The sequence below is a fragment of the Mucilaginibacter sp. GW822-FHT03E02 genome (assembly GCF_058801545.1).
In genome coordinates, this window is record NZ_JBXANJ010000002.1 from 1,117,490 (window position 1) to 1,143,962 (window position 26,473).

The following is a 26,473-nucleotide window of genomic DNA, read 5'->3' on the forward strand; positions in this document are numbered from 1 at the left end:
AAGTCATAAGTCTTTAGTCGCAGGTCAGTAGCACAAATCATATAGAAATTTAGATGACGGGTTTATTTTCATTAACACAAAAAACGGCAGTAGTAACAGGCGCGCTTGGCCTTATAGGAAAAAAACACTGCGAAGCGCTGGCAACGGCCGGCGCCAATGTGGTAGTAGCCGATATTGACGCCGAAGCCGCACAAGCCTTTGCGCAGCAATTAGGTCAAAACCATATTGGGATAGGCTTAGATGTAACCAGCAAACAATCGTTAATTGACGCGCTTAATACCATACTGAATAAATACGACGGCCTGGACATCCTGGTGAACAACGCGGCCATCAACGATAAGTTTGAAGATCCCGCAATGGCCAAAGAGCTTTCGGCATTTGAAAACTATCCGTTAGAGGCTTTCCAGCGGTCATTAAATGTAAACGTAACCGGGGTGTTTTTAAGCTCGCAGATATTGGGTACCCATATGGCCCTACAGGGCAGTGGCAGTATCATCAATATTGCCAGCACCTACGGCATGGTAGGTCCCGACCAAACGATATACCGTAACGCTGCGGGCGAACAAACATTTTATAAATCGGCGGCTTACCCGGTAACCAAGGGGGCTATCATCAACTTTACCCGTTTTTTGGCTGCTTACTGGGGGCATACCGGTGTAAGGGTAAATACCCTATCGCCGGGCGGGGTTGAGAACGGCCAAACGGAAGATTTTATAGGCAATTATTCAGCAAAAACTTTATTGGGCCGTATGGCCAAAGCATCTGATTACCAGGGCGCCCTTGTATTCCTGGCCAGCGAGGCTTCGGCGTACATGACGGGTGCAAACCTGGTAGTTGATGGAGGATGGACAGCAATTTAATTCACACATAAAACATGAATGAAATTTTAAAACAAAAAGCGGCGGGCATCAAACTTTTGCTAACCGACAACGATGGTGTACTAACAGATGCCGGTGTTTACTATAACACCGATGGCGAACTGCTTAAAAAATTCAACATGCGCGACGGCATGGGTGTAGAACGACTGCGAAAATTTGCAGGCGTAGATACCGGCATCATCACCGGCGAACACTCACCTTCCCTTATAAAAAGGGCTGCCAAACTGCAGATAGTTGAACTGCATGTAGGGATTAAAGACAAGGTTGCTGTTTTAAAAGAAATCTGCAGCCGCTTAAACCTGTCATTAAACGAAGTTGCCTACATAGGCGATGATTATAACGACCTGGAAGTAATGAAACTGGCTGGCTTAACCGCCTGCCCCGCCGATGCTTTGCCTTTGATAAAAACAAAAGCTGATTTTGTAAGCACCCTAAATGGCGGCGAAGGCTGTTTCCGCGAGGTTGCAGAATTTATTATCGATGCAAAAGGTAATACTAATTTATCAGCCGGTACCCGCAATGGCACCATTACCCTGCAAAATGGCCGCGTAATTGGCAAGGGCCAACCAAGCTATATTATCGCCGAAATTGGTATTAACCATAACGGATCGCTGGAAACCTGCAAAAAGCTGATTGACGAGGCGGTTGCCGCCAAAGCCGATGCTGTTAAATTCCAGAAACGCACACCCGAAATTTGCGTACCTAAAGACCAATGGGAAATTATGCGCGATACCCCATGGGGCCGCATTACTTACATTGATTACAAACGTAAAACCGAATTCGGAATAGCCGAATACGCCACAATCGACCATTATTGCAAAAAGCTGGGAATCGATTGGTTTGTATCTGCCTGGGACGTTCCATCGGTTGATTTCATGGAGCGCTTTGATACCATTTTATACAAACTGGCATCTGCATCGTTAACAGATTTCGACCTGATCCAGCGTATCCTTGAAACCGGCAAGCCGCTGATGTTATCAACAGGCATGTCGACAATGAAAGAGATTGAGGCCACCATGGATTTTGTGAATGCCTTTGATGAAAACTACCCGCTGTTTATCGCACACTCTACCTCGGCCTACCCTTGCAGCCCGCAGGAATTAAACCTTAAAATGATCCAGACATTGGAGGCAAAATATCCGGGTGTACCAATCGGTTATTCGGGCCACGAAACCGGCTTGGCTACTACGGTTGCCGCTGTATCATTAGGTGCAACTTTTGTTGAGCGCCATTTTACGCTCGATAGGGCCATGTGGGGATCGGACCATGCCGCGTCTGTTGAGCCACAAGGCCTGCAACGCCTGGTACGCGATATCCGCGATGTGGAAACCGCCACCGGCGACGGCGAAAAAAGAGTTTATGAATCTGAGCTGGCCCCTATGAAAAGGTTAAGGGTAAACATCAGCGATGAATACAAAGAAAAACCATTAGTATAAATAATGCCGCTGGACAAAGTATACACCATAACAACCATTATCCTTGCCTGCTGGGTGGTTTTCATTATCGCCTGGGAACGGATTTCACCTTATCGCAAAGGCCTCGCATTTTTCAGGGAAGGATTTTGGGTTGATTTGGTTTGGTATACTTTGATTCAGAGCTATTTTTTGAAGATCCTGATCTTCAGCTATATCATTGCGCCGCTACAACAGCATTTCGATCTATCGGGTTGGAGTGCTGTTGGCAGCTGGCCGCTGGCCGTCCAGGTATTATTTTTTGTGGTAACGCATGACTTATACATCTACCTTTTCCACCGTTTTCAGCACTCCAATAAAGTGTTCTGGCGCATTCATGAAGCGCACCATTCCGGTAAAGAGGTTGATTTTTTAGCAGGCTCACGCTCGCATTTCATGGAGATAGTGATTAACCAAACCATCGAGTTTGCCCCTATCATATTGCTTGGCGCAAACCCCATGGTAATACCCATCAAGGCGCTGATAGATGCGATGTACGGCATGTTTATTCATGCCAACATTAAAGTAAAATTCGGCAGGTGGAAGTACATCTTTAACACCCCCGAGCTTCATTTGTGGCACCATGCCAATTACCAGGAGGTTTTTCATGCCAATTTCGCTACAAAGCTATCTGTGTGGGATCACCTGTTTGGTACCGTGTATGATCCTGGGCATACGCCAGGCAACAATCCCGAAAACTGGGGGCTTTATTATGATTATCCAAAGGATTACTTTTTACAGCATGCCTTCAGCGTAAAACGTTTCGACGAGTCAAAACTTTTAAAATATCCCTGGTTTAAATGGTATTATACCCTGCGCCCGAGGGCAATTAGCTGGCTTAAAAAAAGGCTACCGGTTAAATACAATGAACCGGTGATTGATTTACAACCAACGCCCCTACCAATAAAACAAGTATCCACCGAAGATAACCTCATACAACAAAACTAACATTGGCCTGGATCTATCTTATCATAGCCGCAGCATTTGAAGCTGCCTGGACATTTTCGCTCAAGTTCATGAAATTCAGCGACCTGAAAGCCCTGCGCTGGCATTCGGCTTTAAGCTTACAATACGGCTTACCGGTTTGGCTGCCTTTTGCCGGGTACGTGCTCTTCGGGATAGGCAATATCTATTTCTTCTCGCTGGCCATTAAACTGGTACCCACCGCAGTTGCTTATGCCGTGTGGACAGCCATTACACTTGTACTTATCAAAATTGCCGAAATGGCTATCTTTCACCAGAAACTATCCTGGATGGAGGTGTTTTTTATGACACTGATTATGAGCGGAATATTAGGACTGAAGTTTTTCGGAGCGGAAGTGAAATAACAAATCGACCGTTTGAAGTACTTTAAGATTCTACATTAAGGACAAGAAATATTTTACCTTCATCGTTTTTAAAAACATCTATTGAACTTAAATCCAGGTCGGACAGATCATGGCAACAAATTCCATATTTTCCGTTAGTTTCATTCCTGTTGATCACGCCTTCCCTTTTATCCTTCGGTACGATTTCCGTTTTTGTGGATTTTTCTTCTTCCGCGTAAATTTCGTGATATTTTTCGCTGATGGCCTTAATCAATTCTTTACGGGAAAAGCTCGTTGATTTTGATTCCAATATAAAAGATGCAGGTTTGGTAAGCGGATAATCAATGATGAGCGTAACTTTTGCAAAGGCTAAAACTACTTCATCAGAATCCACAAGCCTATTTAGCTCCTTGCCCGGGTTGTCGAGGTTTACCCAGGGTATAATTCCGGTAAAAAAAACACTGGTATCTTTGGGCATCGCTTTAACCCTATATTCAATACTCGATATTTTCACCCCAAGAGTATCGGTGGCATCGCCGTTTTTTTGCTGCGAAAAGCTTTTGCTACCATATCCGATAAAAGCGAGTAAAATTAAGGCCAGTTTAAGTGTCATGCTGTTCTGCTAAAGTATTACAATAATATCGGGTTTTATTTAGAAAAATTCAGAAAAAATGAACTGACAACGCAATATAACCAGATAGAATACGCCCGATTAAAGCAACAGTAGTAAGCCGGAAGTTTAAAGTTGATCTTTTTCGTTTTTTAGCATTATCGCGAATATGCGGCAATGGCTGCAACTCTGATTTTACTTTTAAAGTTGAAAAAAAACAGACTTAATTGTAGCATTAGATTAATATTGTTTTAGTTAATTTAGCGGTATCTAAACATTCTGCTACTTATGAAAATACAAAAAAAGATTACCGCACTCGTCGCATTTATGATTTACGTTGCTGCTGCCCAGGCCCAATTTGGAGGGCTTGGTAAAAAAATATTGGATAAAGGCACCGAGATGGCCTCGGGTGGTGGTTTAAGCAAAATCCTGAAACAGCCACAGGCCATTACAACCAGTTTTAAAGATGTTAACAAAACAGGTTCTAAACCACCATCATTTATTGAAGGACAGCAACCCGATCCGTTGTATCTTTTACCCAAAGCGCCCGGTGGCGGTTTTAAACTTTGCGCCGGCTTTTTTGAAATGACCAATAAAAGTTATTGCCTGCATGCCGGTACACATGGCCCAAGTACAGGCGACGGCTATATGCTGGCGCCGGTATTGGGGCCCAAGGCTGATGTTGTGATACTGATACTTAAAAATGCAGAAAAACATCCCGAAGTAAAACAGCGCAGTATACAGGTATTACTTTGGGCAATAGTGGCCCGTACCCGTTTTGCCGATTTTGGCACAGATATCAAACTAACCGCAACCACCCTATTATCTCCGCAGGAACTGCTTATGCTGGAGGGTGGCGCATTGGGCGTACTTCCGGCAGGCCTGATAGCAAAAGCCAAAGACCAGTTGCCGCCTGCCGCCCAAAGCGTTTTTGAGGCCGAGAATAACATCCGCCAGCTGGCTGCATCAGGCAACGCATCATATGAAGAAATGGAAAAGTATGCCATGTTGGCCGGCATAGCTCCGCAACCTGATCCGGAAGTGCCATCGGGCATATGGTCGTCACACCCGGATGGTTATTATATCCGTTATTTTCCGAGGGGATATTCGGTTACCAACGTACAGATATATGTACCTAAAGAATTGATTAATACCAAACCCGACCTGGTTTATGACGGCCCTAAAGGCATTGCCTGCCCTGCCAACGTAGGATCACAGCGGCTTGCCCAAACCAACGAGCCGCTAAATGCAGATTATAGCAAAAAACTAAAAACGATTTGCACTCCGTAATGCAACAATCATAGAGAGAGTTATTTCTTAGATCTGTTTAAAAATGAAGTTTATTCATTGCCGTTGGCTAAGCCAACGGCAATGCTTTCTGCTTAATACATAAATAATCTAAATCACATTTAACCAGCGACTCAGAACTAAAGACTTATAACTAACGCCAGATCACAACCTGAAATTAAGCGATATATAAGGGTACCAGCCTTCGTCTGAATGGCCGGCAAGCAGCTGCAATACTGTTAGGCTTGCGGGTGCAAAATAGAGACCACCGCCTGCGCCTGTGTGCCATTTATCAGAATGTTCGCCACTGATCCATACCCGGCCGGTATCGTAAAAACCGGTGATGCCCAATTGACCTGGTAAAATATAACTGGCTATATCGGCAATTTTTACCCGGCCCTGCAGGTTATTAAAAAACATATTTTGCCCGGCAAACCTGTTTTGCAGGTAGCCCAAAAGGTTCCCCTGGCCACCCAGGAACATGGATTGATAAAACGCAGGTTTGCCAACACTGATGCCCCCGCCTACGCGGTCGGATATTACGATATTTCCTTTGTCATCCAGTGGCAGATAGTATGTAAACTCGGGTTTAATTTGTACAAAGGCTTTTGAATAGGTGTTAAGTCCTTCATAGCCCGCCAAAGTAACTTCAAAATAATACCCTTTAAATGGCAACACGTTGTTATTGCGTTTATTGCTGGTAAAGTTCAGCATCAAACCCAGGTGGAATTTATTTTTATTTACACTGGCACTATCATAGGAGTTGATGAGCGCGGGCTGCGAAATAAACCTGCCTGTGTTATCGTCCGGACTGTAGTGATAAAACTGAACTGATGGGCCTGCGCTTAAAAAACTTCCCTTTCCCGTTTGCCAGCGCAAGGCGGCGTCAAATTCAAGGGTATTAAATCTTGCCCTGTAATATTTACGATACCCCTCGTTTTTAACCAATATGGTTTCATTTCCACGGCCAAAAAAGTTGGTGGTATTATCGGGCGCCAGGATATTGGCTTTCATTACAAAATCGGCTTTGCCAACAACCTGCGACCATTCGCCGCTGTAATTAGCCCTAAACGCGTTGGTTGCAAATGCGTGGCTAATCAGTAACTGTTGCCGGGTAGCATAAGGCAGCTTACGGAAACCATCATACCCCGTATACTTAAAGCCCAGCCCCAACAGAAAACCATCATCGGCGTTTATAGCGGCTGTTGCCAGCGGCATCCAAACGTTATATAAATTAGTTGGCCTAAACCTGGTGGCATTGGTATCGGCCGACAGGCGGTTGCTTAAACGATTGGTTTTGCCGGCGAAAGTAATACTATCTTTTGAGCCGTAAACAGGTATGGTATTTACCGAGTTTTTGATATCGTAAGTTTTATGCCCGGTGCTATCAACAAACCTTAATTTTATAGGCGATGTACTGTTATCCACCACAATATGATCGTCCCCTCCCGAAACGTAAATCCTGATCTCTTCAGTGACGGCCGGATCATAGGCTATATCCATATATGATCCTTTTACATCGTCGCTTTTATTAAGCTTATCAATTTTAACCCGCAGGGTTTTATCCGGAGCACCGGTGATAGTGAGCAATTCGTCTTTATTGGTTACATGAATATCAACAATCCGGTTTATAAAATAAAAATACTGGCTCATGGCCGCCGGAATGTTATCCCTGCGTTTTTTTAGTATCGCCAGCAGCTCGGCATGCCGCAACCGGTAATTTTCTTTAGGGAGCAATTTTAGGCCAGCCTCCAAAACGTCGTCTGTTTCGGCCTTAACAAAATCATTAACAATATTCATCCATTGTGCATGCGTAAACTGCACTTCGGGTGTGGCATTCAAAAATTTTGTTTTGAAGATAGAATATTTTACGTTGGGGATATCGGCTGTAAAATTACCCAAAACAGGATCTATCCAGGGTAGCGCGGCAATTGATGGCAACAAGCCCTGGTTAACGTGAAACACCTGGTCCCTATCCCGGGGTACCGGTATATAAGCTTTTTGTTTACCGCTGATATCGCCGGCCCATCGCCATTGATCTTCATGACGGTCCCAGTCGCCTATCAACAGATCGAGCATCCGGGCACGCAAAAACATTTCGCCATCTATCCTGCTGTCATAACTTTTATTGAGCGCCCGCTCCATCTTAAGGGTATTGTCTGACGAGCCGACAGGCTCGCGCTCTTCCAGCAAACATATCAGGCCGGTAAAAACTTTGCTGTACTGGCCCAGGGCAACATCATCTGCAACTACGCCTATTACAGGGTTGGCGTGCGGCACATGAGCAGCTTCGGCCAGCGGCGGCACAATCAGCGCCGAATAAGGGTGCTGGCCACTAAACTCATCTCCTATCCAATCAACAGCAAAAGTTCCCTGCAGATTTTCGGGCAGCAGTTTATCCGGGGCCTTCTCTACACTGCGAAGCACCCACTCTTTACCATCTTTATCTTCCAGCCGCAGCGATTTTGATTCCATACCGCCACCCTGTTTTAACGGCGAAAGCCCACCTTTAAATTTTGATAGCCGGATAATGGGCAGCTTTACCGGTTGGGCCCAATCTTTACGGAAATTTTCGCCAAACAGCCAGCGGTGGATCCCGGTTACATTGTCATACTCCGGATGTGCACTTATGGTTATGCTATCGCCGGTCATCCGGTCTTTATCTGCGCGTGCGCTGCTGGTTATTTGTGCATTACATGCTAAGGAGCCCGCAACTAATAATAGGATCAATAGTAGTTTTTTCAACATGGTAGTGTATGTATTGTTGCCAATCTCCGTTTAAGTTACGAATTGAACTCAACAATCCGGAAAAAAAACTGGAGGTAGTTTGTTATAGCAAAACTACAAAATCCGGGCCCAATCATAAGTTACTAAAAATCAATAAATTAAAAAAAATTGGCGAAATATACGTAACGATATTTCGCCAATTGATTAAACTATTATTTTTATTTCGATAAAGGATAAGTACCGAGGCTGCTTATACGCCTCGTTTAAAACACAGACAGCGCAGGCAGTTTAATATTTCAGGTTCGGAAAATCTATCTGGGCCTGTTTAAACTGGGTTTCCCATTCGTCTTTCCAGCCGAAGGCAATTGTTGCCTGCGCTTTCAGATTGGCACCGGCAGCCCCGCTCCAAAAATGGATAAACTCTCCCCAGTTAAGATCATGAGCATACTCCTTACCGTTTTTAGGATAGTATTTGGCAAGCAGGTCGAAATATTTGTTCAGCAATTGGGCCTTGCCATATTTGGAATAGATTGGATAGAACCAGTTTTTGAACCATTGCACACGAGGCGCAGGGAAATCATCATACTGCGATTGCATTTGTTCATACACCCGGCCTGCTTCATCTTTCATGCCGATGTTCATGAGCACATCGTAGTTGTAAATCTCCATAAATTTACTGTCGCCCCAAAGCGCGTCAGATGGTGAGCCTTTAACGCCGTGGCTTGCGCCACTAACAATATGCCCGGTTTCGTGAATGGGCATCCCTATTTGCTGGCCGTTGGGCGCTGTCCAATCGTCAAGGCCGCAATCTATGGTATTCCGGTAATCGTGGCTATCGTCAAAATACGAAGCGGGATGGCCACCGCCATAGGTGCCTTTATGAAAAACGCAGTATAGCTTTGTAGAATCGCCAAACAAGCCGTAAGTTTTTTTGGCATAAGCCCAAACGGCCGACATGGTTTTATATGGCCATGTAACTGAAGTTTCCATGTTATCGTCATAATAAACGGCAGTATTTTTATCATAATAAACCAGGTGCAGCAAAAGCTTATGCTCAAACCAATGTTCCTGCCATGTTTTAGGGGGTACACCTATTTTATTGGTATCGGGTTTAATAACAGTTACCGGCGCAGGGGCAACGTTGTTTTTTGATTTACCGCATGAATTATGCACCGTGGCTGCTGTTATTAACGTGCATAGCAGTATTATTTTTTTAAATTTCATAGTAGTGTAATGAAGGGTAGTCTTTAGTCGAAAGTCTTTAGTTCTAAGTCAGAAGAGAATAAATTTACCTTAAGACTTAGTATTATTAAATTAACAGTAGCTAATGTTTACAAGAGATTGAGAAGCACAAGAACTTTATGAACACATAGGCCTTATATAAAGGCAGATACAAGGATTAAAAAATGGGACCAGCCATTACAGCCGGCCCCGGATTCATAGGTATAGAAAAAATCTTAGGCGCGGTTACCAACCGGTATTTTGTACCAGTTGCTTATCGCTATCCACATCATTTTGGGGTATTGGGTAAAAGTAGTTCCTTTTTTCAAACACGCGGTTTTCAAAAGTTACCACATTATAAAACTCAGGCGGATTGGTGCTGATGTTTAATGCTTTAAACGGGCCGTTATCAGTTGTTTCGGCTATTTTCCAACGACGGGTATCAAAGAAACGGGTATTTTCAAAAGCAAGCTCCACGCGGCGCTCTTTCCTGATGGCCTCCCTAACGGCAGCCTGCCCTACCGGTGCCGGCAGCGTTGGGCTACCGTATTCGGGGATGCCTGCACGGTTTCTGATAAGGTTAACATATTTTAAAATATCGGCATTGCCTGGTGACGCTTCATTTAATGCCTCGGCGTAGTTCAAATAAATTTCGGCCAGCCTTAACATTACCCATGAGCGGCCGCCTGTGCGCCAATCGCCAATCGGCTCGTTTTTGCGCACTATGTAACCCGTTGGCGAATAATCATTACCACCTGTTTGCTTGCCCGAGTTACCGGTGTTATAGGTTTGCGTAATAACCTCACCGCTATTGGTGTTTAGCCATTTGCTGCCGTTATAGGTAATGCCTACATAAAAGCGTGGCTCGCGGTTTGTCCACTGGTTATAGGTACTCCTGGCCTGGCTATCATAGGGTGCCTGAAAATTGGAGAAACCCGTAGCAACGTAACCCGATGCATTATCGGTTATTGAACGGCCGTTTGCCATAAAATAGGCATCAACCATGGTTTGCGTAGCGCCTAAGCCACCGCTGCCCCTCACCTCATCGGCATATCCGGAGTGGTAAGGTGTGGTTTCATATTGCCTGTTGGTTACGCCGGCATCAATCCTGGCGTAAATAATCTCCTTGTTCCAATCAACCAGCATTACATCACGGCATGACAGGTAAGGGCTAAAGTTACCCGAAGCATCGTTTTCGCGGTACAAATCAAAGGTGCCCGGTACAAACTGATCAAGGAAAGCCTTTGCAGCATCGGCTGCTTTTTGCCATTTGGTGGCATCGTAAGTTTGGTTAATGAGCTTTTTACCATCCGCATTTACCATACCGGCATAGTCTGTATTGCCATTAAACAACGGGCTTGCAGCATACAACAACACCTGCGATTTTACTGCTGTTGCAAAAGCTTTGTTAATACGGCCAAGGTTATTGTTATTTGCGGCTTTCAAAGGCAAATTGGCAATGGCAGCGTCAAGCTCGGTGGTAACATAGGTTACGCACTCATCAAACGAGTTGCGGGGTAATTGCACATCGGCAAATGAAGCATCAGGGGCAATTGCTTTATCGCCGGTGATAACTACCGGGCCATAAATACGCATCAGCCAAAAGTAATAGATAGCCCTTAGCGCCCTTGCTTCGGCTTTGTATTGCGTTTTTAGCGAGGCAGGCATATCAGAAACCTTATCCACATTATCCATAAAGATACCGGCCGAGCGGATACCGCGGTAGTAGGTTGTCCAAAAACCGCTTATAAAACCGCTGGATGCATCGTAATTACCGTTGTTGATGTTTTGGGTGGCCACAAAACCCCAATCGTACTCTGCTTCGTCAGATCCGCCTGTCCATTCACCAATGCTGTTATCTGATCCGGGGAAACGTTGTGATGCTTCATCGGGTATGGCAGAGTATACGTTGGCTAAAAACTTCTCGGCTGTGTTACGGTTTTTAAAGGTTTCATCAAGGGTAAGCCTGTCATCGGGTACCTGGTCTAAAAAGCCTTTTTTGCATGATGAGCTAACAGTTAACATACATGCCAGCGTTAAGGCTACTATAATTCGTTTCATTTTATTATCTTGAATTAAATGTTACTTCTGTTAATTAAATTGAGCGCTCAGGCCTAATGATATGGTTTTAACATTTGGGTATGCAGTACCATTGCCGGTATTCAACTCGGGGTCCCAAAGTTTAAACTTACTGAAGGTAAGCAGGTTGTAACCCATAATATAAATACGCGGGTTGCTCATGCCAATTTTACTCAACGAAGCTTTGGAGAAGGTGTAACCAAAATCAAGCGTTTTAAGGCGGATAAACTGTACATCTTTTACCCACCATGAACTATGCTGCGTGTTGTTGGTATTGTCGCCATCGCCATAAGCTAAGCGGGGATAAAATACATCCTGGCGTGGGCTTGCTTCTGTCCACCTGTCGGTAATGTTGGCATAAGCGTTGCTGATACCGCCATTGGTTGAAAATGGCTGGATAGCATTACCCGATATATACCGCGATGCATGCCCGGTTCCAACAAAGAACGCGCCCAGGTTAAAGCCTTTGTAAGCTACGTTAAAGCCTAAACCATAGGTCAGGAAAGGCACATCGCCTTTGCTTATTTCTGTTTTATCGTAAGCATTAATGATACCATCGTTATTTAAATCTTTGTATTTGATGTCGCCTGGTTTAATGCTCGCTTTTGCGCCTGGGGTAGCGCTGCTGTTTATCTCCTGCTGGGTGGTAAACAACCCCTCGGCTATGTAGCCAAAATCTGCCAGTACGTTATGACCGCGCTGATCATTCCATGGATATTTAGGGGTAGGCTGATCGTTTTCAATTACAACATCTTTATTATAGGTGATATTGCCACGTAAGTTTAATACAACCTTACCTACATTAATACGCTGCTCGATGGTTGCATCAAAGCCTTTATTATTAACTATACCAAGGTTGGCGTAGGGTGACGATGACAAGCCAACATACCCGGGTACCGCTGCCCTTTGTAAGAAGATTCCTGTACGGTGCTCCTTAAACAAATCGAAGGTAAGTGAAAACGAATCGTGCAGGGCGCGGATATCCAAACCAAGATCTTGTTTATGGGAACGCGACCAGCTTACATCAACCCCATAATCGGTTATGCTGATACCGCTTATACCGTTGGTATTGCCCAAACCATAAGTGAAACCCGATGAGCCATCAGATAACAATGTAAGATAACCGAAACGCCGCCCTAAACCAATATCGCCACTACCCACAATACCATTGCTGTAACGGAATTTGAAGAACGATATAGCATCCTTTAAAGGCTCGAAAAAGTGTTCTTCAGATACAAGCCATCCCACACCAAATGCGGGGAAGTACCCATAGCGTTTTTCGGGAGCAAAGTTTTCCGATCCGTTGTACCCAACATTAAATTCGGCAAAATACCTGTCGGCAAATGAATAGGTTACCCTTGCCGCCAAGCTGCGGATGCGGTAAGGTATAGAGGTGGCAAAACTACCGGCAGGAAAATCGGACCTGTCTTCCTGGTTAAATAACAATAACCCGCCTACGCGATGTTTGCCAAAGGCGTGATCATAGTTAAACGACGACTCGGTATAAATTTTATTTGATCCGCCGCTGGACGCGTTATAACTCAGGTAATTTCCGTTACCTGTATACGTGCGTACAAGGTTTAAAGTACCATCGGCATTATAGGGTGTATTTTGGTCGGGGTACCAGGTATCTTCGCGTTTTTGGCGTAAAATACTGTTGCTGTTGCTGGCATCAAACGCAAATAAGGTATTGAATGATAAACCCGGCAGCCAAAAGCCAAAATCCTGTGTAAGCCTGATGTTGGAGTACAACTGGTTGGTAAATGTTGTGCTGTATCCGCGCCTGGTTAAATCGGCATAAGGGTTACGCTGGTCGCCGTTGGGGTTTACACCCGGAACGTAGCCGCCCGGATACTCAATAGGGAATACCACCGGCGATACGATCATGGCCTGGCCAAAAATATCGCTTGCAGATATTGCAGGATAATTGCCCTTACCTACATAACCCTGAACGCCTAATGCCACTTTGGTGGTTTTGGTGATATCAACATCAACGTTACTGGTAAAGTTATACCGGCTGTAATCGATATTTGAATTATAGGTAGATAGCTTATCTGTTTTTAAAAGCCCGCCCTCGTTGTAATAACTTGCAGATATGTAATACCTTGAATTTGGCCCGCCACCTGTCATGTTCACATTGGCCCGCCTGTTGCGGCTGGTGTTTTTAAATACAGCATCAATCCAGTTTATATTGGGATAAAGCAACGGGTCTACATTATTTTGCGTGTTTTGGATATACTGCTGCGAGTATTTGGCAACGCCACCCCTGGTGATGTTAGCTTCATTTACAGCATTCATGTAAGTAATACCATCGGCCATTTCGGGCTTGCGGGTAAATGAGGTAAAGCCTTCATAATAGTCGGCATCTATCTTCGGCTTGCCAACTTTGCCCCTTTTGGTTTGCACCAAAATAACACCGTTTGCACCACGCACACCGTAGACAGCTGTTGCCGAGGCATCTTTCAGGATGGTAAATGACTGAATATCCTGCGGATCGAGGTTGTTGATTGACCGGGTAACACCATCAACCAATACCAGCGGACCAGTATTGTTATTGGTAAATGTAGATATACCGCGAATCCAGATATCAGCCTGGTTACTGCCCGGTTCGCCTGAGCGCTGAACACCAACTATACCTGATAAACGGCCGGCCAGCATCGTGCTGATATCAGCAACCGGTTGTTTCAGTTCGCCCACATCGACGGTTGATTGCGCGCCGACCAAGCTCACCTTGCGCTGTGTACCATAGGCAACCACCGCAACTTCCTTTAACTCGTTTTGCGGCATAGGCACCATTTTAACGTCAATAACTTTGCTGTCCTTCGCCGTTATTTCCTGGTTTTGATAGCCAATAAATGCAAACACTACAATTTCGGCATCATTATTAACCTGTATCTGGTATTTACCGCTGTTATCGGTAATACCGCCACGATCTGTCCCTTTAATCCTTACGGTTACGCCGGGCAATGCCTCGCCTTTTTCGTCAACAACCTTACCTGTTAAAATACGCTGTACTACCTGGATAGGTTCGGGGACTATTTCCACGTACCGTATCAATATCTCATCATCAAGCACCGTGTATTTATAGGGTGTTTGCTTTAATGCATTATCCAGCACTTTGCCCAGCTCCTGGTTAGATACCTTTGCCGATATTTTTATTTTACTGTTAGCCACTGTACCGTTGTAAGTAAACTTTACACCAGATGCAGCAGAAATATTATCAAGCGCTTTGCTTAATGTAATATTTTTTAAATTGACGCTTACGTGCTTCTTCAGTACATCCTGGCCATTTGCAAAACTTGCCGCCATTGATAAACTTGTGCTGCACAAAACCGCTATAATTACTGTGCTAATCCTCATAAAAAGCATATACTTGTGTCCCCTATTGCGGGATACATTAATTTTCATATATTCACTTCAATAAAAATGTTAAAAAAACAGCAGGTACCTCCGGGGCTTCCAATCCATTGGGGTATTGCTTTTGACTATGACGTTTTTTGATTATCAGTACAATGCCCCCTTGCCCGGGGCATTACTGATATATAGAGCGTAAGAATTTTAACTCAAATGCCTCCTCCTCCTTTAATGATCCATAAATTATCTTTACTGATGAGCGATGCGTGAACCACCAGCGCCATTTTCTTTAAAAACTGCACAGGGCTTTCACCCGGCTTTATCCGCCCAAAAAACAGCGTGTTCCTCACATCGCCAACTACCTGTATTTTCATGTTAAAGTTTCTGCTCACATCTTCGGCAATATCCTTCACCAATACATTGCGGTATTCGTAATACCCGTTGCGCCTGCCCATTACCGCGGCTAAATCAGGAATTGGCAATACTTTGGTTGTTTTTTTGAGTTTATTATACACCACCATGTTTGTCGGCGATAATAAAACACCCGATCCGCCATCGGTAAATGAAACCTTACCTGTTACCAATGCAACAACAATTTCTTTATGCGATTTAAATGACGAGATATTAAAGGTGGTACCCAAAACCCTGGTGCTGGTTGTGCCTGTGTGTACTATAAACGGATGGTGCTTATCTTTGGCGATATCAAAAAACGCCTCGCCCTCAAAGCTGATTTCCCTGGTTGTACCAACAAAGGCCACAGGATAAGTAACCGAGCTACCTGAACCCAACCAAATCACCGATCCATCTACCAGGTTAATTATTTTACGTTCGCCCGGCCTGGTAAATACAGTGTTGCTTTGCGGCTTTACTGGTTTGCTGTTGTTATTCCATAGCAACCCAATGCAAACGGCCAGTATAACGGAAGCAGCGGCAGCTATTTTATAAAAGTAGTTTCTTGTTGTTGGTTCCGCAGCTTCGGCGGCTTTTATGCGTTGCTGTAAACCATCAAATATCCGTGCTTTGGCTTCATCCTCTTCCAGCTGGTTTTCATATGGCCACTCAAAATCTTCCTCGCCTTTGGCCCGGTACCACAACAACAATTCGTCCCGCTCGGCTGGTGTAGCCGTGCCGTCAAGGTATTTTTTAATTAAGTACTTCTGATAAAGCTCGTCCATATTAAGCAGCAATTAAAAGGGAGTACACTAAAAAGGCATTTACCCTTAGTGCATTTAAAAAAAAGTGATAAAAAGCGATTTTTAATAAAAAAAGCAGCGGCTAATCAGCGCAAACGCATAAGGTAAATTGAAATGACTGTGATTAGGCGATGGCAGATAGTCCTAAGTCGAAAGTTTTAAGTTCTAAGTCAAAAAGAATAAATTGGGCTTTTGACTCAAGACTTAGTACTATTAACTTAACACTAATGGTGCTTAAGGAAAATAATGAGCAGCATAATTTCCTTTAAATTTAGGCGCAGCACCTTAAGGGCTTTTGTAAGGTGGGCTTCTACCGTTTTTTCGGCAATATTCATCTCGGCGGCTATTTCCTGGGCCGATAGGCCTTGCTGGCGGCTATATTTATATACCTGCCGGCATTTTTCGGGCAATTGCTCAACAATGCCATTAACGTACTCTTCTAAAAATTTGGCATGTACCAAATCTTCGGGCAAATCGGCCATTACCGTTTTGGCTATCCCTTCAATAATCTGGGCTTGCCTGTTCCTGGTATACACACTTTTAAAAACCGAAAATTTGATTGCCGTGGCCAGGTACGAGCTTAAGGTTTCTATTTTAAGGGTGCCCTTGCGGTTCCATAAACTAAAAAAAACCTCCTGTACAATTTCTTCAGCGGCATATTTATCTTTAGTATAACTATACGCCAGGGCAACCAATCTTTTCCAATAGCGGTTATAAATTTCAGTAAATGCAAACTCTTTACCTTCGGCAAGAAGATTGAGCAACTCATTATCAGCAAAACCTACGGTCGAGTTCATTACGTATTACCAAACTTATTGCCTAAATTATTAATAATTTGTTAAGAATACAGCATATTTTTTGTTTTTCCAATAGCTTGACCGCGAAAAGCTTAACATTTAATATTTGCGAAAAATTCCCCGCCTCTTTTATTTGCCTGTTTTTTTATGTTGATACCAACGCAGTTACAAACTGATAATTGGCTATAAAGTAAAAAAGCCACCTTGTATACCACAAGGCAGCCTATTAACTTATTATTAACTGGTTTAGTTTAAAGCAATGGTTTCGGCAATGCGCCTGTCGCCGGTTCCGCCAACATATTTATAGTTTAAGGTAAACGTTTTGGTGGCAGGATCATAAACGCAAACGCCGTTATTTTGGATGGTTTGATTTGCCGCACCGGCTGCGGATGTTACTGTAACTGTATTATCGCTGTTGACTTTCAAATTCATAAAATAATTGCTGCCGCCCAAATCGGCAGCTTCGCAACGTACGGTATTGCCATCAATGGTAGTTAATGATTTGGCACGTGCGCTCCATGTTCTGTCGCTGGCCGGGTTGGGGAATGCAATTGAGCCGTTGGCTGTGTAATCGCCCTGGTACTTGCTGGCTACATTTATTATATAATATACCGCTTTATAATAGTTGAGGGCCTGGCCCTGGGCATCTTTTATGGCCACAGGCAACATGTATTTTGTGCCCAGTACCAGGTTTGCAGTGGTAATATTAATTACATAGCTGGCTGTTAGTTGCCCCGCCGGGATGTTAACCGTGTTACTGGGTATGGTAAAGTCGGCGGCGGGTAGTGGTACATAAGTATCGTATTTTGATTCAGACGGATCGGGAAGGCTGCCGGCATTTGCTACTGCCGCAGTACTATCGGCAATATAAAGCGACCTGTGTAACGTATTTAACTGCGTTACAACCGAATTATCAACCGCCATAGTAACTGTTACCGCGCTGGTTAAAGGCTTTACTGCCGATACCAATACGGTAGTAGCCAATGGCTGCGGTGTTGAACTGATGAACTGCGAAATATTATATTTAAAACCACCGTTTTCGAATGACGCAGGACCGGCATGGGCGGCAATAGGTAATTCTATCGAGGTAGCCATCTTTTTATAATCGTAATTATCTGCAACTTTTGAGCAGGAATTTAAAAGTACCGTAAGCACCATAATGGCCAAAGAAAGTTTAGTAAAGTTTTTTTTCATGGGTTAACTGTAAATTTTATGGATTTGTGATTTGCCTTATTTATAGGGGAGTACATTAAACAGGCATATACCCTTAGTTACCTGAACAAAAAGCCGTAAATAATTTATCGGGATCGAAAATTCGAACCCGGCACGTAAAAAGGATGGCCGGACGGCCGAAGAACACGGCTATAGTGGGACGCCGGAAATTAAAGCTTGCAATATAAAAACTCGCTAAGTTCGCGGGCGCGTACTGCAAATATTTGAATAAGAAGGGCCCCAAATTTGGGGCCCTTCTCACCTATCTTTAAATAACAAAAAAATTGTTACCCGCCTTTAACACATATTGCTTTGCTTTCCACACCAACATGCCGGTAGTTGTACGGGGCAAATTGACATTTATTTGCCAATGGCCCTTTTCAAATTTATAGCCGGCAAAAACCTTACCGTTTGGATGGGGTATTTCACCGCTGATATCCTTCAAAGTGCCTAAATGGGGTTCTATCTTTATTTTGGCAAAACCCGGCGCGTAGCTATCAATACCTAAAACCGTTCTAAAAAACTCAATATTAGGGCTTGCCCCCCAGGCATGACAATCTGAACGGGTAGTGTTAACATCAGAATACTCGGCCCAGGTAGTAAGGCCCATGGCTATATTTTGCCGATAAATACCCAGCCAGTTCATATAATCGTTACCCAAACCTGCCTTTACCAGCGCCTGGTTTAGGTAATATTTAAAGTAAACCGAGCATTGGGTTAAGCTGGTATCCTTAAGCATCCCGTTGGCCACCGCAGGCATGTAGGCATTGCTCACCGTGCCGGTAAGTATGGCCAAAGCATTAACATGCTGCGAAAAGCCTTTTCTTTCCTTCGTATCGGCATACAATCTCCTGCCGGCGTCCCAGTATTTACGCTGTATAGTAGCCTTTAGCTGGGCGGCTTTTTTATTGTATAAAACGGCATAGTCATGTAACCCTATTTTGGCTTCCATTTCTGCCGCCCATTGGTATGCCCATAGTAGTTGCAGGTCATAAATTGCGGCGCTGCCATCTTTGCCTTTTACCTCGCCCCACATGTTACCGGCCCAGTCTACAAAGGCCCAGTACGGGGTATCTTTTAACGAGCCATCGGCCTGTTGGTATTTACTAAAAAAATCAAGTACGCCTCTTTCGCCCTGCAGCTTATTCTTAATAAAATCGTTATCGCCACGGTACATCCAGTAATCATGCAGCATACAGATATACCACAGCGAAAATGTGGATATCACCTGCGTACCTCTTGATGGATAGCAACTGGCGGTTACACCTTCGGGTAGGCGCGAATGATCCATCTGGTTAAGTGCATTGCGCGCCAGCCGGTTATCGCTGGTGTTGTAGTACGATATCATGGCCTGGATACGCGTATCGCCAATGTATTGCAACTGCTCGTAATACGGGCAGTCGGTATAAGTTTCCCAGGCATTAAGCCTTACGGTGCGCCAGCCAATATCCAGCATTTGCTTCATTTCGGTATTATCCGTATTCAATACCGATGCGCGTTTAAAAGGATAACCCGTGAAAGTGCCGTACAGGTCATCAACAACCAGCGGGTCGTTTTTAGTTTGCACAATGAGCCTGATATAACGATACGTGCGAAAATTCAGGGTGGTGAATGATTGCCCCTGGCTGCCATCGCCAACCAGGCTGTCTATCCTGGCTACAAACTCCTTGCCCTCCACATCATTCCGGTTACCTTTAATAACGCCCTTGCTGCCTTTTGCATAAAGCGATTCGGCGTAGCCAAGCGATATGCCTGCATCTTTGCCACCGCTAAAATTTAACGTTACATAGGCATTTGTTTCAAAAGTTTGATCGAGCACCAGCGTGGCCGTAGTATTTGCGGGGATGGTTAAGGGAGTCTTTTTTTCCGGAAAGCCTGGCGCAACGGTTACACCATCCGCTCTTCGTAATCGAACAAGGCGCTGGTAGGTCATCTCCCTTGGGGGCAGGGATGATGGCACCAAGGCCCATTCTATGCCCCAGGCTGTGCCCTTTAGCCTTCCGTCGGCCACTTTACCGGCGGCAAACCAGGCGCTGTCATCGTAACCGGTGGCCGTCCAGTCGCCTTTTACGGCCTGCCGCATATCTACCATCTCCCCCCTGCTGGCAGCAAAAAAATACCCTGGTACAGGCTGATGCCCAATATCGCGCATGCACTTCCAGGTATTGTTGGTGTTTAATATCTCTTCCTTTGCCGAATTACCCTGTAAAATAAAACCTGTGCGTACGCTTATTTGCGCCGCAGGGCTGTATTGGGCCTCGTTCCAAACAAGCGCAGCTATGGTGTTTTTCCCTGCCGACAGATACGGTGCCAGATCAACCGTTTCATAATTCCAATAATAGGTATCGCCCCTTGCCGGGCCCAATGATACCAGCTTGCCGTTAACATACAATTTGTAACGGTTATCTGCCGATATGTGCACGATGAAAGTTGCAGGCTTACCGGCAATATCTATGATTTTACGAAAGTAATAAATGCCGTAGTTTACGCCGTTGTCGCCAGGCAAAGCTATCCAGCCTGCATTCCATTGCCTTGGGGCGGCATTGTTATCCGACGATTGGGCAACGGTGTACTTTGCCGGCAATAAGCCAAGTACAAATACTATGGTAATAAAGAAAAGTTTCATTATGGTTTATCTGATTGATTGAACAATAATATACATTTACTGCACAAAAAGCAAAATAAATCGTTTTAGCATAAAATTATATTTTTGGAAGAAAAACCACTGCATGACACAACGGGTAATATACCCGGCACCGGTTTAAATCAGGCGTAAAGCCAACACAAAGGCTTTAAATGAAAACCTTTGTGTTGGTGAGCCGGTAAAATTCAGACGGCGTTTTTTAGCGACGAGTTCCTGATTTTCAAATCCGTTTTCAGGATAATCGATTGTAGCTTAGGGGATGATGAGTGGTCGTTCAACTTGTCTAATAATACCGTTATAACATTATCAGCAATTTCCTCAACGGGTTGCGCTATGGCTGTTATAGGCGGCGAGTGAAGTTTAAACACATCGTAATCATCAAAGGAGATAACAGCGATATCGGTGGGTGCCTTAAGGCCCATTTCGTGCATTACCTTTAATCCGCAGGTGCCGATGTGGTTGGTACCGAAAAGGATGGCATCTACATCGGGATTTCCTTTAAAAAAATCGCGAAGCGGCCCCATGATCCGCTCTTCATCCTGGTTAAAGACAACCTCTTTCACGATGGTGGGCTTCAGTCCGTCGCTTTTCATGGCATCCTGGTAACCTTTTACCCTATCCATCATTTGAGTTTGGTGCGATGCGAAGGTTACAAATGCTATGTTCTTGAAGCCTTGTTCCTTTAAATGTTTGGTAGCGTTGTAGGTGCTGAAAAGATTATCAACCTCAATAAAATCAGTTTTAACGCCGGGCAGGTGCCTGTCGAACAGAACCACGGGCATCCCATCTTTTATCAGCGATTCAATATCTTCTTCTATCCCCTCAGGAGGGGCCATGATGTAACCATCTACATGCCGGTCGCGAAACATGTTGATCAGATCCTGGGTTTTGCTGGTATCATTATCGGTACTGCAATAAATAATTTTGTAGCCGTTTTTGTAAGCACGGTCTTCAATCAGGCGCGCTATACTTGCAAAGAAGGGGTTGGAGATATCTTCCACCATCAACCCAATGGTATTTGATTTACCGGTTCTTAAACTTTTGGCCAGGGAGTTTGGCTTATACCCTACTTCGGCCACATATTTCATCACTTTTTCAACCAGGTCGGCACCAATACGTTTTTCCTGGGCCCGGCCGTTTAAAATAAATGATATCGTAGTTTTTGATACGTTTAACGCGTTCGCGATATCAACGATAGATAATTTCTTTTTCACCCGTTTATATTAGTTATTTCAAATATCGGGGAATATATTAAATTATATGAGTATAGCCAAAAGTTAATCGATTTATTTTGTTAGTAAATCGATTAACTGAAAAAGATTTGCCCGAAAAGTACAAATGAAATTGGCCTCTATGCCGACCGCTTATTTAATTTTGGATAGCTAAAACCAAACGCAAATATAACAAGGTAACAAATAATAGGCAAATAATATGAAGTAGCCACGTTATGGTTGGCTATTAAACCCATCGCCAGCGGGAACAAGCCACCGCCAACAACGCCCATCACAATAAATGATGACCCTTGCTGTGTTTTAGGGCCCAGGTCTTTTAAGCCCAAACTAAATATAGTTGGGAACATAATGCTAAAAAAGAAGTTGATGAATAACAACGCGATGAACGACGGCCAGCCAAAACCCTGTGCCACGATGATACACATGATAACATTACAAGCAGCAAATATCGCTAAAAGCTTATAAGGCTTAATAAAGCGCATTAAGGCAGTGCCTGCAAAGCGACCAATCATCATCATTACCATACTCCCCGAGAAAAACAATGCAGACTTTGAATCCGAAAAGTGCATTACTTCGGCCCCGTAGTTGATAAAAAACGCCCAGGTACCACCCTGCGCCGCAACGTTGAACAACTGCGCTATCACAGCAAAAAGAAAGTGTTTTTGTTTGAACAGTTTAACATCCGCTTCCTCGGCCCCCGCAACGGCATAAGCATCGTCGGCAATAACATGCGGGTCTGTTATAGGCGGTATTTTGATAAAAGAGAAAAAGAAGGCAACCGAGGCCACAACACAGCCTATAATAATATAAAGATGTTTTACCGATACAAGATCATTAGAGTGTTCCATGCCTTTCTGCAGTATCAAAACACTGCCAACAAAGGGACCAACCACCCCACCTACCCCATTAAACGCCTGAGCAAAGTTGATCCGCTGGTCGCTTGTGCGCTGGTCGCCAAGGGCCGCTACAAAGGGGTGCGCTACAGTTTCTAAAGTAGCCATACCGCAGGCCAACACAAACAAGGCTATTCTGAAAAAGGTAAACGATTCGGTATTGGCCGCTGGTACAAACAGGAAAGCTCCAGCTGCGTAAAGTGTTAACCCCATTAAAACCCCATTTTTATAGCCAAACCTTTTCATAAATAAACCGGCAGGGACACCCATTACAAAGTATGCCCCAAATAAGGATAACTGTACATAAGCCGACCGCGATTTGGAGATATGCAATACGTTCTGAAAGTGCTTATTCAGTGTATCGCCAAGCGTCATGGATATGCCCCACATCAAAAATAGCGAGGTTACGAATATTAAAACTACAAGGTACTTGCGTTCGGTAAATTTTGCTGGAATGCTCATTATTCAGGTTTAATCAGTTTTTCGATTGGTGGCCGTAAATTAATTGAAATGTTTGAAAATATAGGGTAGTAAATCGATTTATTTTTAAATCTTATTTTTAACGAAATTGAAAGTATGCTAACATTACTCTGCTTTAACAGGATCATTATAAGGCTGTACCAATAAAACCGGGGTATCGTTACCCAATACATCGGCATCAAACTCTATTTTAATACTTTTCGACTCGCCCCGCATCAAACTAAAATAGTTATCATTCATCAAGGCAGGTAATACCTGTTCACCATTGCTTTTCTTAACCGCCTGCGCCCTTATGGCAAATGCCGCCGCCGGGGATGACGCCGGGTTGGTAATGGTGGCATTGATATAGTATTTGCCATCAGCCCTGGTTATTTTCGAGGTTACTTTCAGGTTTACTTTGGGCAGGCTGTTGAGCGCAGTAAAATCGGTACGCTTGTTGCCCCGCCAGTAAAAGTTATCAGATACCAGTTTGCCTGCTTTATCGGTTAGTTTTAGTTTGATAAAATGCACCTCGCTTAAGCCGTTGCTTTTGGGTTCGCCGCCGTATACTTCAAAATCCCACAGCGAATAACCCCAGCCCGAGCCGCGATGTATGCCCTGCATTTTAACATAACGGGCTTTGGTTTCGTCGAAGGTAAGCTGCTGTACGCCGGTGTGGCCGTCCCCGGTATCATATACATCGCGCCATTGTTTGGCATCGTTTGATACCTGGATTTTAAAGGCTTTACCGTAGGCTTCTTCCCAGTTTAGTTTTACGCCGTTCACTACCTGCTCACTGCCCAGGTCAACATAAATCCACTCATTATCGTTTTGCCTGCTGGCCCAGCGGCTGCCGCTGTTGCCGTCGGTTGCCAAAGCGGCCTCCATGTTTTCAAACGAGGATGCTACCGTAGGTTTGTTCAAAACTAAATTGGTGTGTTCTTCTTTAAAATTGATGGTAAAGCAAATTACAGCCGCGTTGGCAATAGCATCTACCTGTTTGGTTTGATGGTAATCGTTTACAGGTTTACCGTCGGTGTTGTAAACCGCCACCTCGGCTGTCAGATCGTTTACATTGCTGCCTGTCGTATTAATAACCTTAACCGAGTTGTTTACCGGGTTCCATTGAATGTGTAATGGCTCACAGGCTTTTTTGGCGCCCCAATAGGCCCCGGTAAGGTCGTAATAGTAATCGTAGGTTTGCCATACCAGCGACGGGTAGGCCGATTGGCACATCCAGGTCATGATGCCCGATGCATCTTCCCACATGTTATCTTCCCAGCCCTCGTACATCGCCTTATTGGTTTCGATGTTGAGTAGCTGCGCTTTGCGACAATAATCCCGGATGCCTGTTGCTGTGCCATAGCGTTTGTTAATACCTTCATCATACCTGTCCGGACCCGCATTGCCTGCCGATGGACCAAAAAAATGCAGGTTCCACATCTCGTTACGGGGCCATAGCTTATCCTTAGGGATAAATTTTTTAAAGCTGTCGTAATTGGTAAAAACAGCAGTACCAATCTCGCTGCGCAGACCCCAGCCCGGCGATCCGCCAAAGCCATTTGGGAACCGGGTAAAATACCAGCGGGGATCAAAGTTAGTCCAGGGGCCGCTGCCGGTTAAGCTGCCGGCATGCGAGTTGGGTTGATAGCGCCTGTCGCCCCCATCGTAGTTGCTGATATCTTCGGCCAGCCAGCCGTTTAATGGCGGCATGGGAGTGCCCTCGTTATCGCCGCACCATATGGCTATGGACGGGTGATTGCGGAAACGTTTAATTTTTTCTATCGCGTTGGCGTTAAAATTATTGACATCATTGGGCAGGTTGGGGATAGAGTTGAGCCAAAAATCGTCCCAGATCATCATGCCGTATTTATCGCAGGCATCATAAAATTCATCGTCGGTGGTCGATCCTATCCAGTTGCGCACGATGTTGAAGTTCATTTCCCGGTGCAGTTTAAGCTTGGTATCGTACTCGTTGTCGCGGCAGCGCAGCATGTACTCGGCCATGCCCCAGTTGCCGCCTTTTAAAAACACTTTGGTTCCGTTCACAAAAACATGCAGTACATTGCCCACGGTATCATAACTATATTTTTTGATGCCGAATTTGATGGTCTGGCTATCAGATACCTCATCGCCCAGTTTAAGGCTTAGCTTGCAGGTGTATAAATTGGGCTCGCCGTAGCCGTTTGGCCACCATAGTTTGGGGCTGTTGATGGCTAACTGTTCAAAGCGTTTTTTATCCAGTTTAATTTCTGAGGTGGTATTGGCCCCCACAAACACCTTTTGCGAAAACTCAATATTACCCGGCTGAATAGTGCCTGTTAATACCCCGGTTTGAAATTTAGACGTGCTGTTTTTTACACCTACCGCTATCGATACATCGGCCCTTGCATTGGTTGGCAATTCGGTGCGAATCCAGGGATCCTGTAAGGTAATACTGCTCGTATTGCTCAAATACACCTTATCGGTTATGCCCGAATTTAATCCCGGAACATAAGGCATCCAATCCCAACTGGCTGATGGGATATAGGTTGGGCTTGCATAATTAACCAATGGATTAACCGGGCAGTACACCAATACGGCTAAAACGTTTGAGCTACTTTTGCTAACTAAACCCGTAACATCAAAATTACCGCGCTGCATAAAGCCATCCAAAACACCAATTTGTTTGCCATTGAGGTAAATCTCGGCTTTGCGGTTGATGCCCTTAAAGTTTAGCCAGATTTTTTCTTTGGTATAATTTTCCGGGATCTTAAATTCGGTACGATACCAAAAGTTGCGGTCGTATTTGGCTTTATCAACCTTGTAAATATTATCGCCAAAGTTGGGGTCTTTCTCCAGACCGGCTACCACGTAGGCATTAAAAACCGTACCCGGTACCACGCCTTTAACCCAGCCGCCCGCGTCATAACCGGGTTTGTAAATATTAGCGCTATCGGCACCTACTTCGGCCTGCGCTTTTACTTTCCAGCTGGTTTGCGGGTTGGCGCTACCGAGGTAAACGATATCCTGCGCCGATGCCCCAGTACAGGCGGCAACACAGATCAAGAACATTGATCGCTTTAAAAATGGGGGAAAATTAAAAGGCATTATGGGGTGATGTTTAGTTTAAAAAGAAAGAAACGTTAT

17 protein-coding genes are annotated in these 26,473 nt (G+C 44.5%); 5 read left to right on the forward strand and 12 right to left on the reverse strand.

Features of this window, described 5'->3' with window-relative positions:
- Positions 1 to 53: 53 nt before the first annotated feature.
- From AC1RM2_RS31415 to AC1RM2_RS31430, 4 genes are read left to right on the forward strand one after another with little or no spacing between them, the layout of a single operon-like run.
- A complete protein-coding gene (locus tag AC1RM2_RS31415) occupies positions 54 to 860 on the forward strand; it encodes an SDR family oxidoreductase (protein ID WP_492989076.1) in 807 nt (268 codons plus the stop codon).
- Between the two features lie 14 nt (positions 861 to 874).
- Positions 875 to 2,314 (forward strand): N-acetylneuraminate synthase family protein, encoded by a 1,440-nt coding sequence (locus tag AC1RM2_RS31420; RefSeq protein WP_492989077.1) that lies wholly within the window; start codon positions 875 to 877, stop codon positions 2,312 to 2,314.
- 3 nt (positions 2,315 to 2,317) lie between these two features.
- Positions 2,318 to 3,277: a sterol desaturase family protein gene (locus tag AC1RM2_RS31425; RefSeq protein WP_492989078.1), complete on the forward strand. Its 960-nt coding sequence runs from the start codon at positions 2,318 to 2,320 to the stop codon at positions 3,275 to 3,277.
- 2 nt (positions 3,278 to 3,279) lie between these two features.
- Positions 3,280 to 3,657, forward strand: coding sequence for a DMT family transporter (locus tag AC1RM2_RS31430; RefSeq protein ID WP_090649138.1), 378 nt, complete (start codon positions 3,280 to 3,282; stop codon positions 3,655 to 3,657).
- A 22-nt stretch (positions 3,658 to 3,679) separates the two neighbouring features.
- Here AC1RM2_RS31430 and AC1RM2_RS31435 read toward each other — a convergent pair whose 3' ends face one another.
- Positions 3,680 to 4,249, reverse strand: a complete 570-nt coding sequence (locus AC1RM2_RS31435) for a hypothetical protein (protein ID WP_492989079.1) — start codon at positions 4,247 to 4,249, stop codon at positions 3,680 to 3,682.
- Positions 4,250 to 4,534: 285 nt separating this feature from the next.
- Here AC1RM2_RS31435 and AC1RM2_RS31440 point away from each other — a divergent pair, with 285 nt between their 5' ends.
- Positions 4,535 to 5,536, forward strand: a complete 1,002-nt coding sequence (locus tag AC1RM2_RS31440) for a hypothetical protein (protein WP_492989080.1) — start codon at positions 4,535 to 4,537, stop codon at positions 5,534 to 5,536.
- A gap of 162 nt (positions 5,537 to 5,698) precedes the next feature.
- Here AC1RM2_RS31440 and AC1RM2_RS31445 read toward each other — a convergent pair whose 3' ends face one another.
- The 11 genes from AC1RM2_RS31445 to AC1RM2_RS31495 all read right to left on the reverse strand — a co-directional run bounded on the left by AC1RM2_RS31445 (position 5,699) and on the right by AC1RM2_RS31495 (position 26,398).
- A complete protein-coding gene (locus AC1RM2_RS31445; RefSeq protein ID WP_492989081.1) occupies positions 5,699 to 8,281 on the reverse strand; it encodes a BamA/TamA family outer membrane protein in 2,583 nt (860 codons plus the stop codon).
- Between the two features lie 267 nt (positions 8,282 to 8,548).
- Positions 8,549 to 9,484 (reverse strand): hypothetical protein, encoded by a 936-nt coding sequence (locus AC1RM2_RS31450; protein WP_492989083.1) that lies wholly within the window; start codon positions 9,482 to 9,484, stop codon positions 8,549 to 8,551.
- 243 nt (positions 9,485 to 9,727) lie between these two features.
- Entirely contained in the window at positions 9,728 to 11,542 is a 1,815-nt protein-coding gene (locus AC1RM2_RS31455) for a RagB/SusD family nutrient uptake outer membrane protein (protein ID WP_492989084.1), read from the reverse strand.
- Positions 11,543 to 11,572: 30 nt separating this feature from the next.
- Positions 11,573 to 14,920, reverse strand: a complete 3,348-nt coding sequence (locus tag AC1RM2_RS31460; RefSeq protein ID WP_492989085.1) for a SusC/RagA family TonB-linked outer membrane protein — start codon at positions 14,918 to 14,920, stop codon at positions 11,573 to 11,575.
- Positions 14,921 to 15,123: 203 nt separating this feature from the next.
- Positions 15,124 to 16,089, reverse strand: coding sequence for a FecR family protein (locus tag AC1RM2_RS31465; protein WP_492989086.1), 966 nt, complete (start codon positions 16,087 to 16,089; stop codon positions 15,124 to 15,126).
- A gap of 242 nt (positions 16,090 to 16,331) precedes the next feature.
- Positions 16,332 to 16,904, reverse strand: coding sequence for an RNA polymerase sigma-70 factor (locus AC1RM2_RS31470; protein ID WP_274212555.1), 573 nt, complete (start codon positions 16,902 to 16,904; stop codon positions 16,332 to 16,334).
- A gap of 246 nt (positions 16,905 to 17,150) precedes the next feature.
- Positions 17,151 to 18,098, reverse strand: a complete 948-nt coding sequence (locus tag AC1RM2_RS31475) for a BT_3987 domain-containing protein (RefSeq protein WP_492989087.1) — start codon at positions 18,096 to 18,098, stop codon at positions 17,151 to 17,153.
- A gap of 286 nt (positions 18,099 to 18,384) precedes the next feature.
- A complete protein-coding gene (locus tag AC1RM2_RS31480; RefSeq protein WP_492989088.1) occupies positions 18,385 to 20,742 on the reverse strand; it encodes an alpha-L-rhamnosidase-related protein in 2,358 nt (785 codons plus the stop codon).
- A 203-nt stretch (positions 20,743 to 20,945) separates the two neighbouring features.
- Positions 20,946 to 21,974: a LacI family DNA-binding transcriptional regulator gene (locus tag AC1RM2_RS31485; protein WP_492989089.1), complete on the reverse strand. Its 1,029-nt coding sequence runs from the start codon at positions 21,972 to 21,974 to the stop codon at positions 20,946 to 20,948.
- Between the two features lie 137 nt (positions 21,975 to 22,111).
- On the reverse strand, positions 22,112 to 23,347 hold the full coding sequence (gene fucP, locus AC1RM2_RS31490) for an L-fucose:H+ symporter permease (protein ID WP_492989090.1): 1,236 nt from the start codon (positions 23,345 to 23,347) through the stop codon (positions 22,112 to 22,114).
- A gap of 123 nt (positions 23,348 to 23,470) precedes the next feature.
- Positions 23,471 to 26,398, reverse strand: a complete 2,928-nt coding sequence (locus tag AC1RM2_RS31495) for a discoidin domain-containing protein (RefSeq protein WP_492989091.1) — start codon at positions 26,396 to 26,398, stop codon at positions 23,471 to 23,473.
- Positions 26,399 to 26,473: the final 75 nt, after the last annotated feature.

What these genes read in the sequence shown, in the direction of transcription:
- AC1RM2_RS31475 (WP_492989087.1), bottom strand. Translation starts at nt 18,098, where the DNA reads ATGAAAAAAAACTTTACTAAACTTTCTTTGGCCATTATGGTGCTTACG.
- AC1RM2_RS31450 (WP_492989083.1), bottom strand. Translation starts at nt 9,484, where the DNA reads ATGAAATTTAAAAAAATAATACTGCTATGCACGTTAATAACAGCAGCC.
- AC1RM2_RS31465 (WP_492989086.1), bottom strand. Translation starts at nt 16,089, where the DNA reads ATGGACGAGCTTTATCAGAAGTACTTAATTAAAAAATACCTTGACGGC.
- AC1RM2_RS31440 (WP_492989080.1), top strand. Translation starts at nt 4,535, where the DNA reads ATGAAAATACAAAAAAAGATTACCGCACTCGTCGCATTTATGATTTAC.
- AC1RM2_RS31445 (WP_492989081.1), bottom strand. Translation starts at nt 8,281, where the DNA reads ATGTTGAAAAAACTACTATTGATCCTATTATTAGTTGCGGGCTCCTTA.
- AC1RM2_RS31480 (WP_492989088.1), bottom strand. Translation starts at nt 20,742, where the DNA reads ATGAAACTTTTCTTTATTACCATAGTATTTGTACTTGGCTTATTGCCG.
- AC1RM2_RS31415 (WP_492989076.1), top strand. Translation starts at nt 54, where the DNA reads ATGACGGGTTTATTTTCATTAACACAAAAAACGGCAGTAGTAACAGGC.
- AC1RM2_RS31435 (WP_492989079.1), bottom strand. Translation starts at nt 4,249, where the DNA reads ATGACACTTAAACTGGCCTTAATTTTACTCGCTTTTATCGGATATGGT.
- AC1RM2_RS31470 (WP_274212555.1), bottom strand. Translation starts at nt 16,904, where the DNA reads ATGAACTCGACCGTAGGTTTTGCTGATAATGAGTTGCTCAATCTTCTT.
- fucP (WP_492989090.1), bottom strand. Translation starts at nt 23,347, where the DNA reads ATGAGCATTCCAGCAAAATTTACCGAACGCAAGTACCTTGTAGTTTTA.
- AC1RM2_RS31460 (WP_492989085.1), bottom strand. Translation starts at nt 14,920, where the DNA reads ATGAGGATTAGCACAGTAATTATAGCGGTTTTGTGCAGCACAAGTTTA.
- AC1RM2_RS31420 (WP_492989077.1), top strand. Translation starts at nt 875, where the DNA reads ATGAATGAAATTTTAAAACAAAAAGCGGCGGGCATCAAACTTTTGCTA.
- AC1RM2_RS31495 (WP_492989091.1), bottom strand. Translation starts at nt 26,398, where the DNA reads ATGTTCTTGATCTGTGTTGCCGCCTGTACTGGGGCATCGGCGCAGGAT.
- AC1RM2_RS31455 (WP_492989084.1), bottom strand. Translation starts at nt 11,542, where the DNA reads ATGAAACGAATTATAGTAGCCTTAACGCTGGCATGTATGTTAACTGTT.
- AC1RM2_RS31425 (WP_492989078.1), top strand. Translation starts at nt 2,318, where the DNA reads ATGCCGCTGGACAAAGTATACACCATAACAACCATTATCCTTGCCTGC.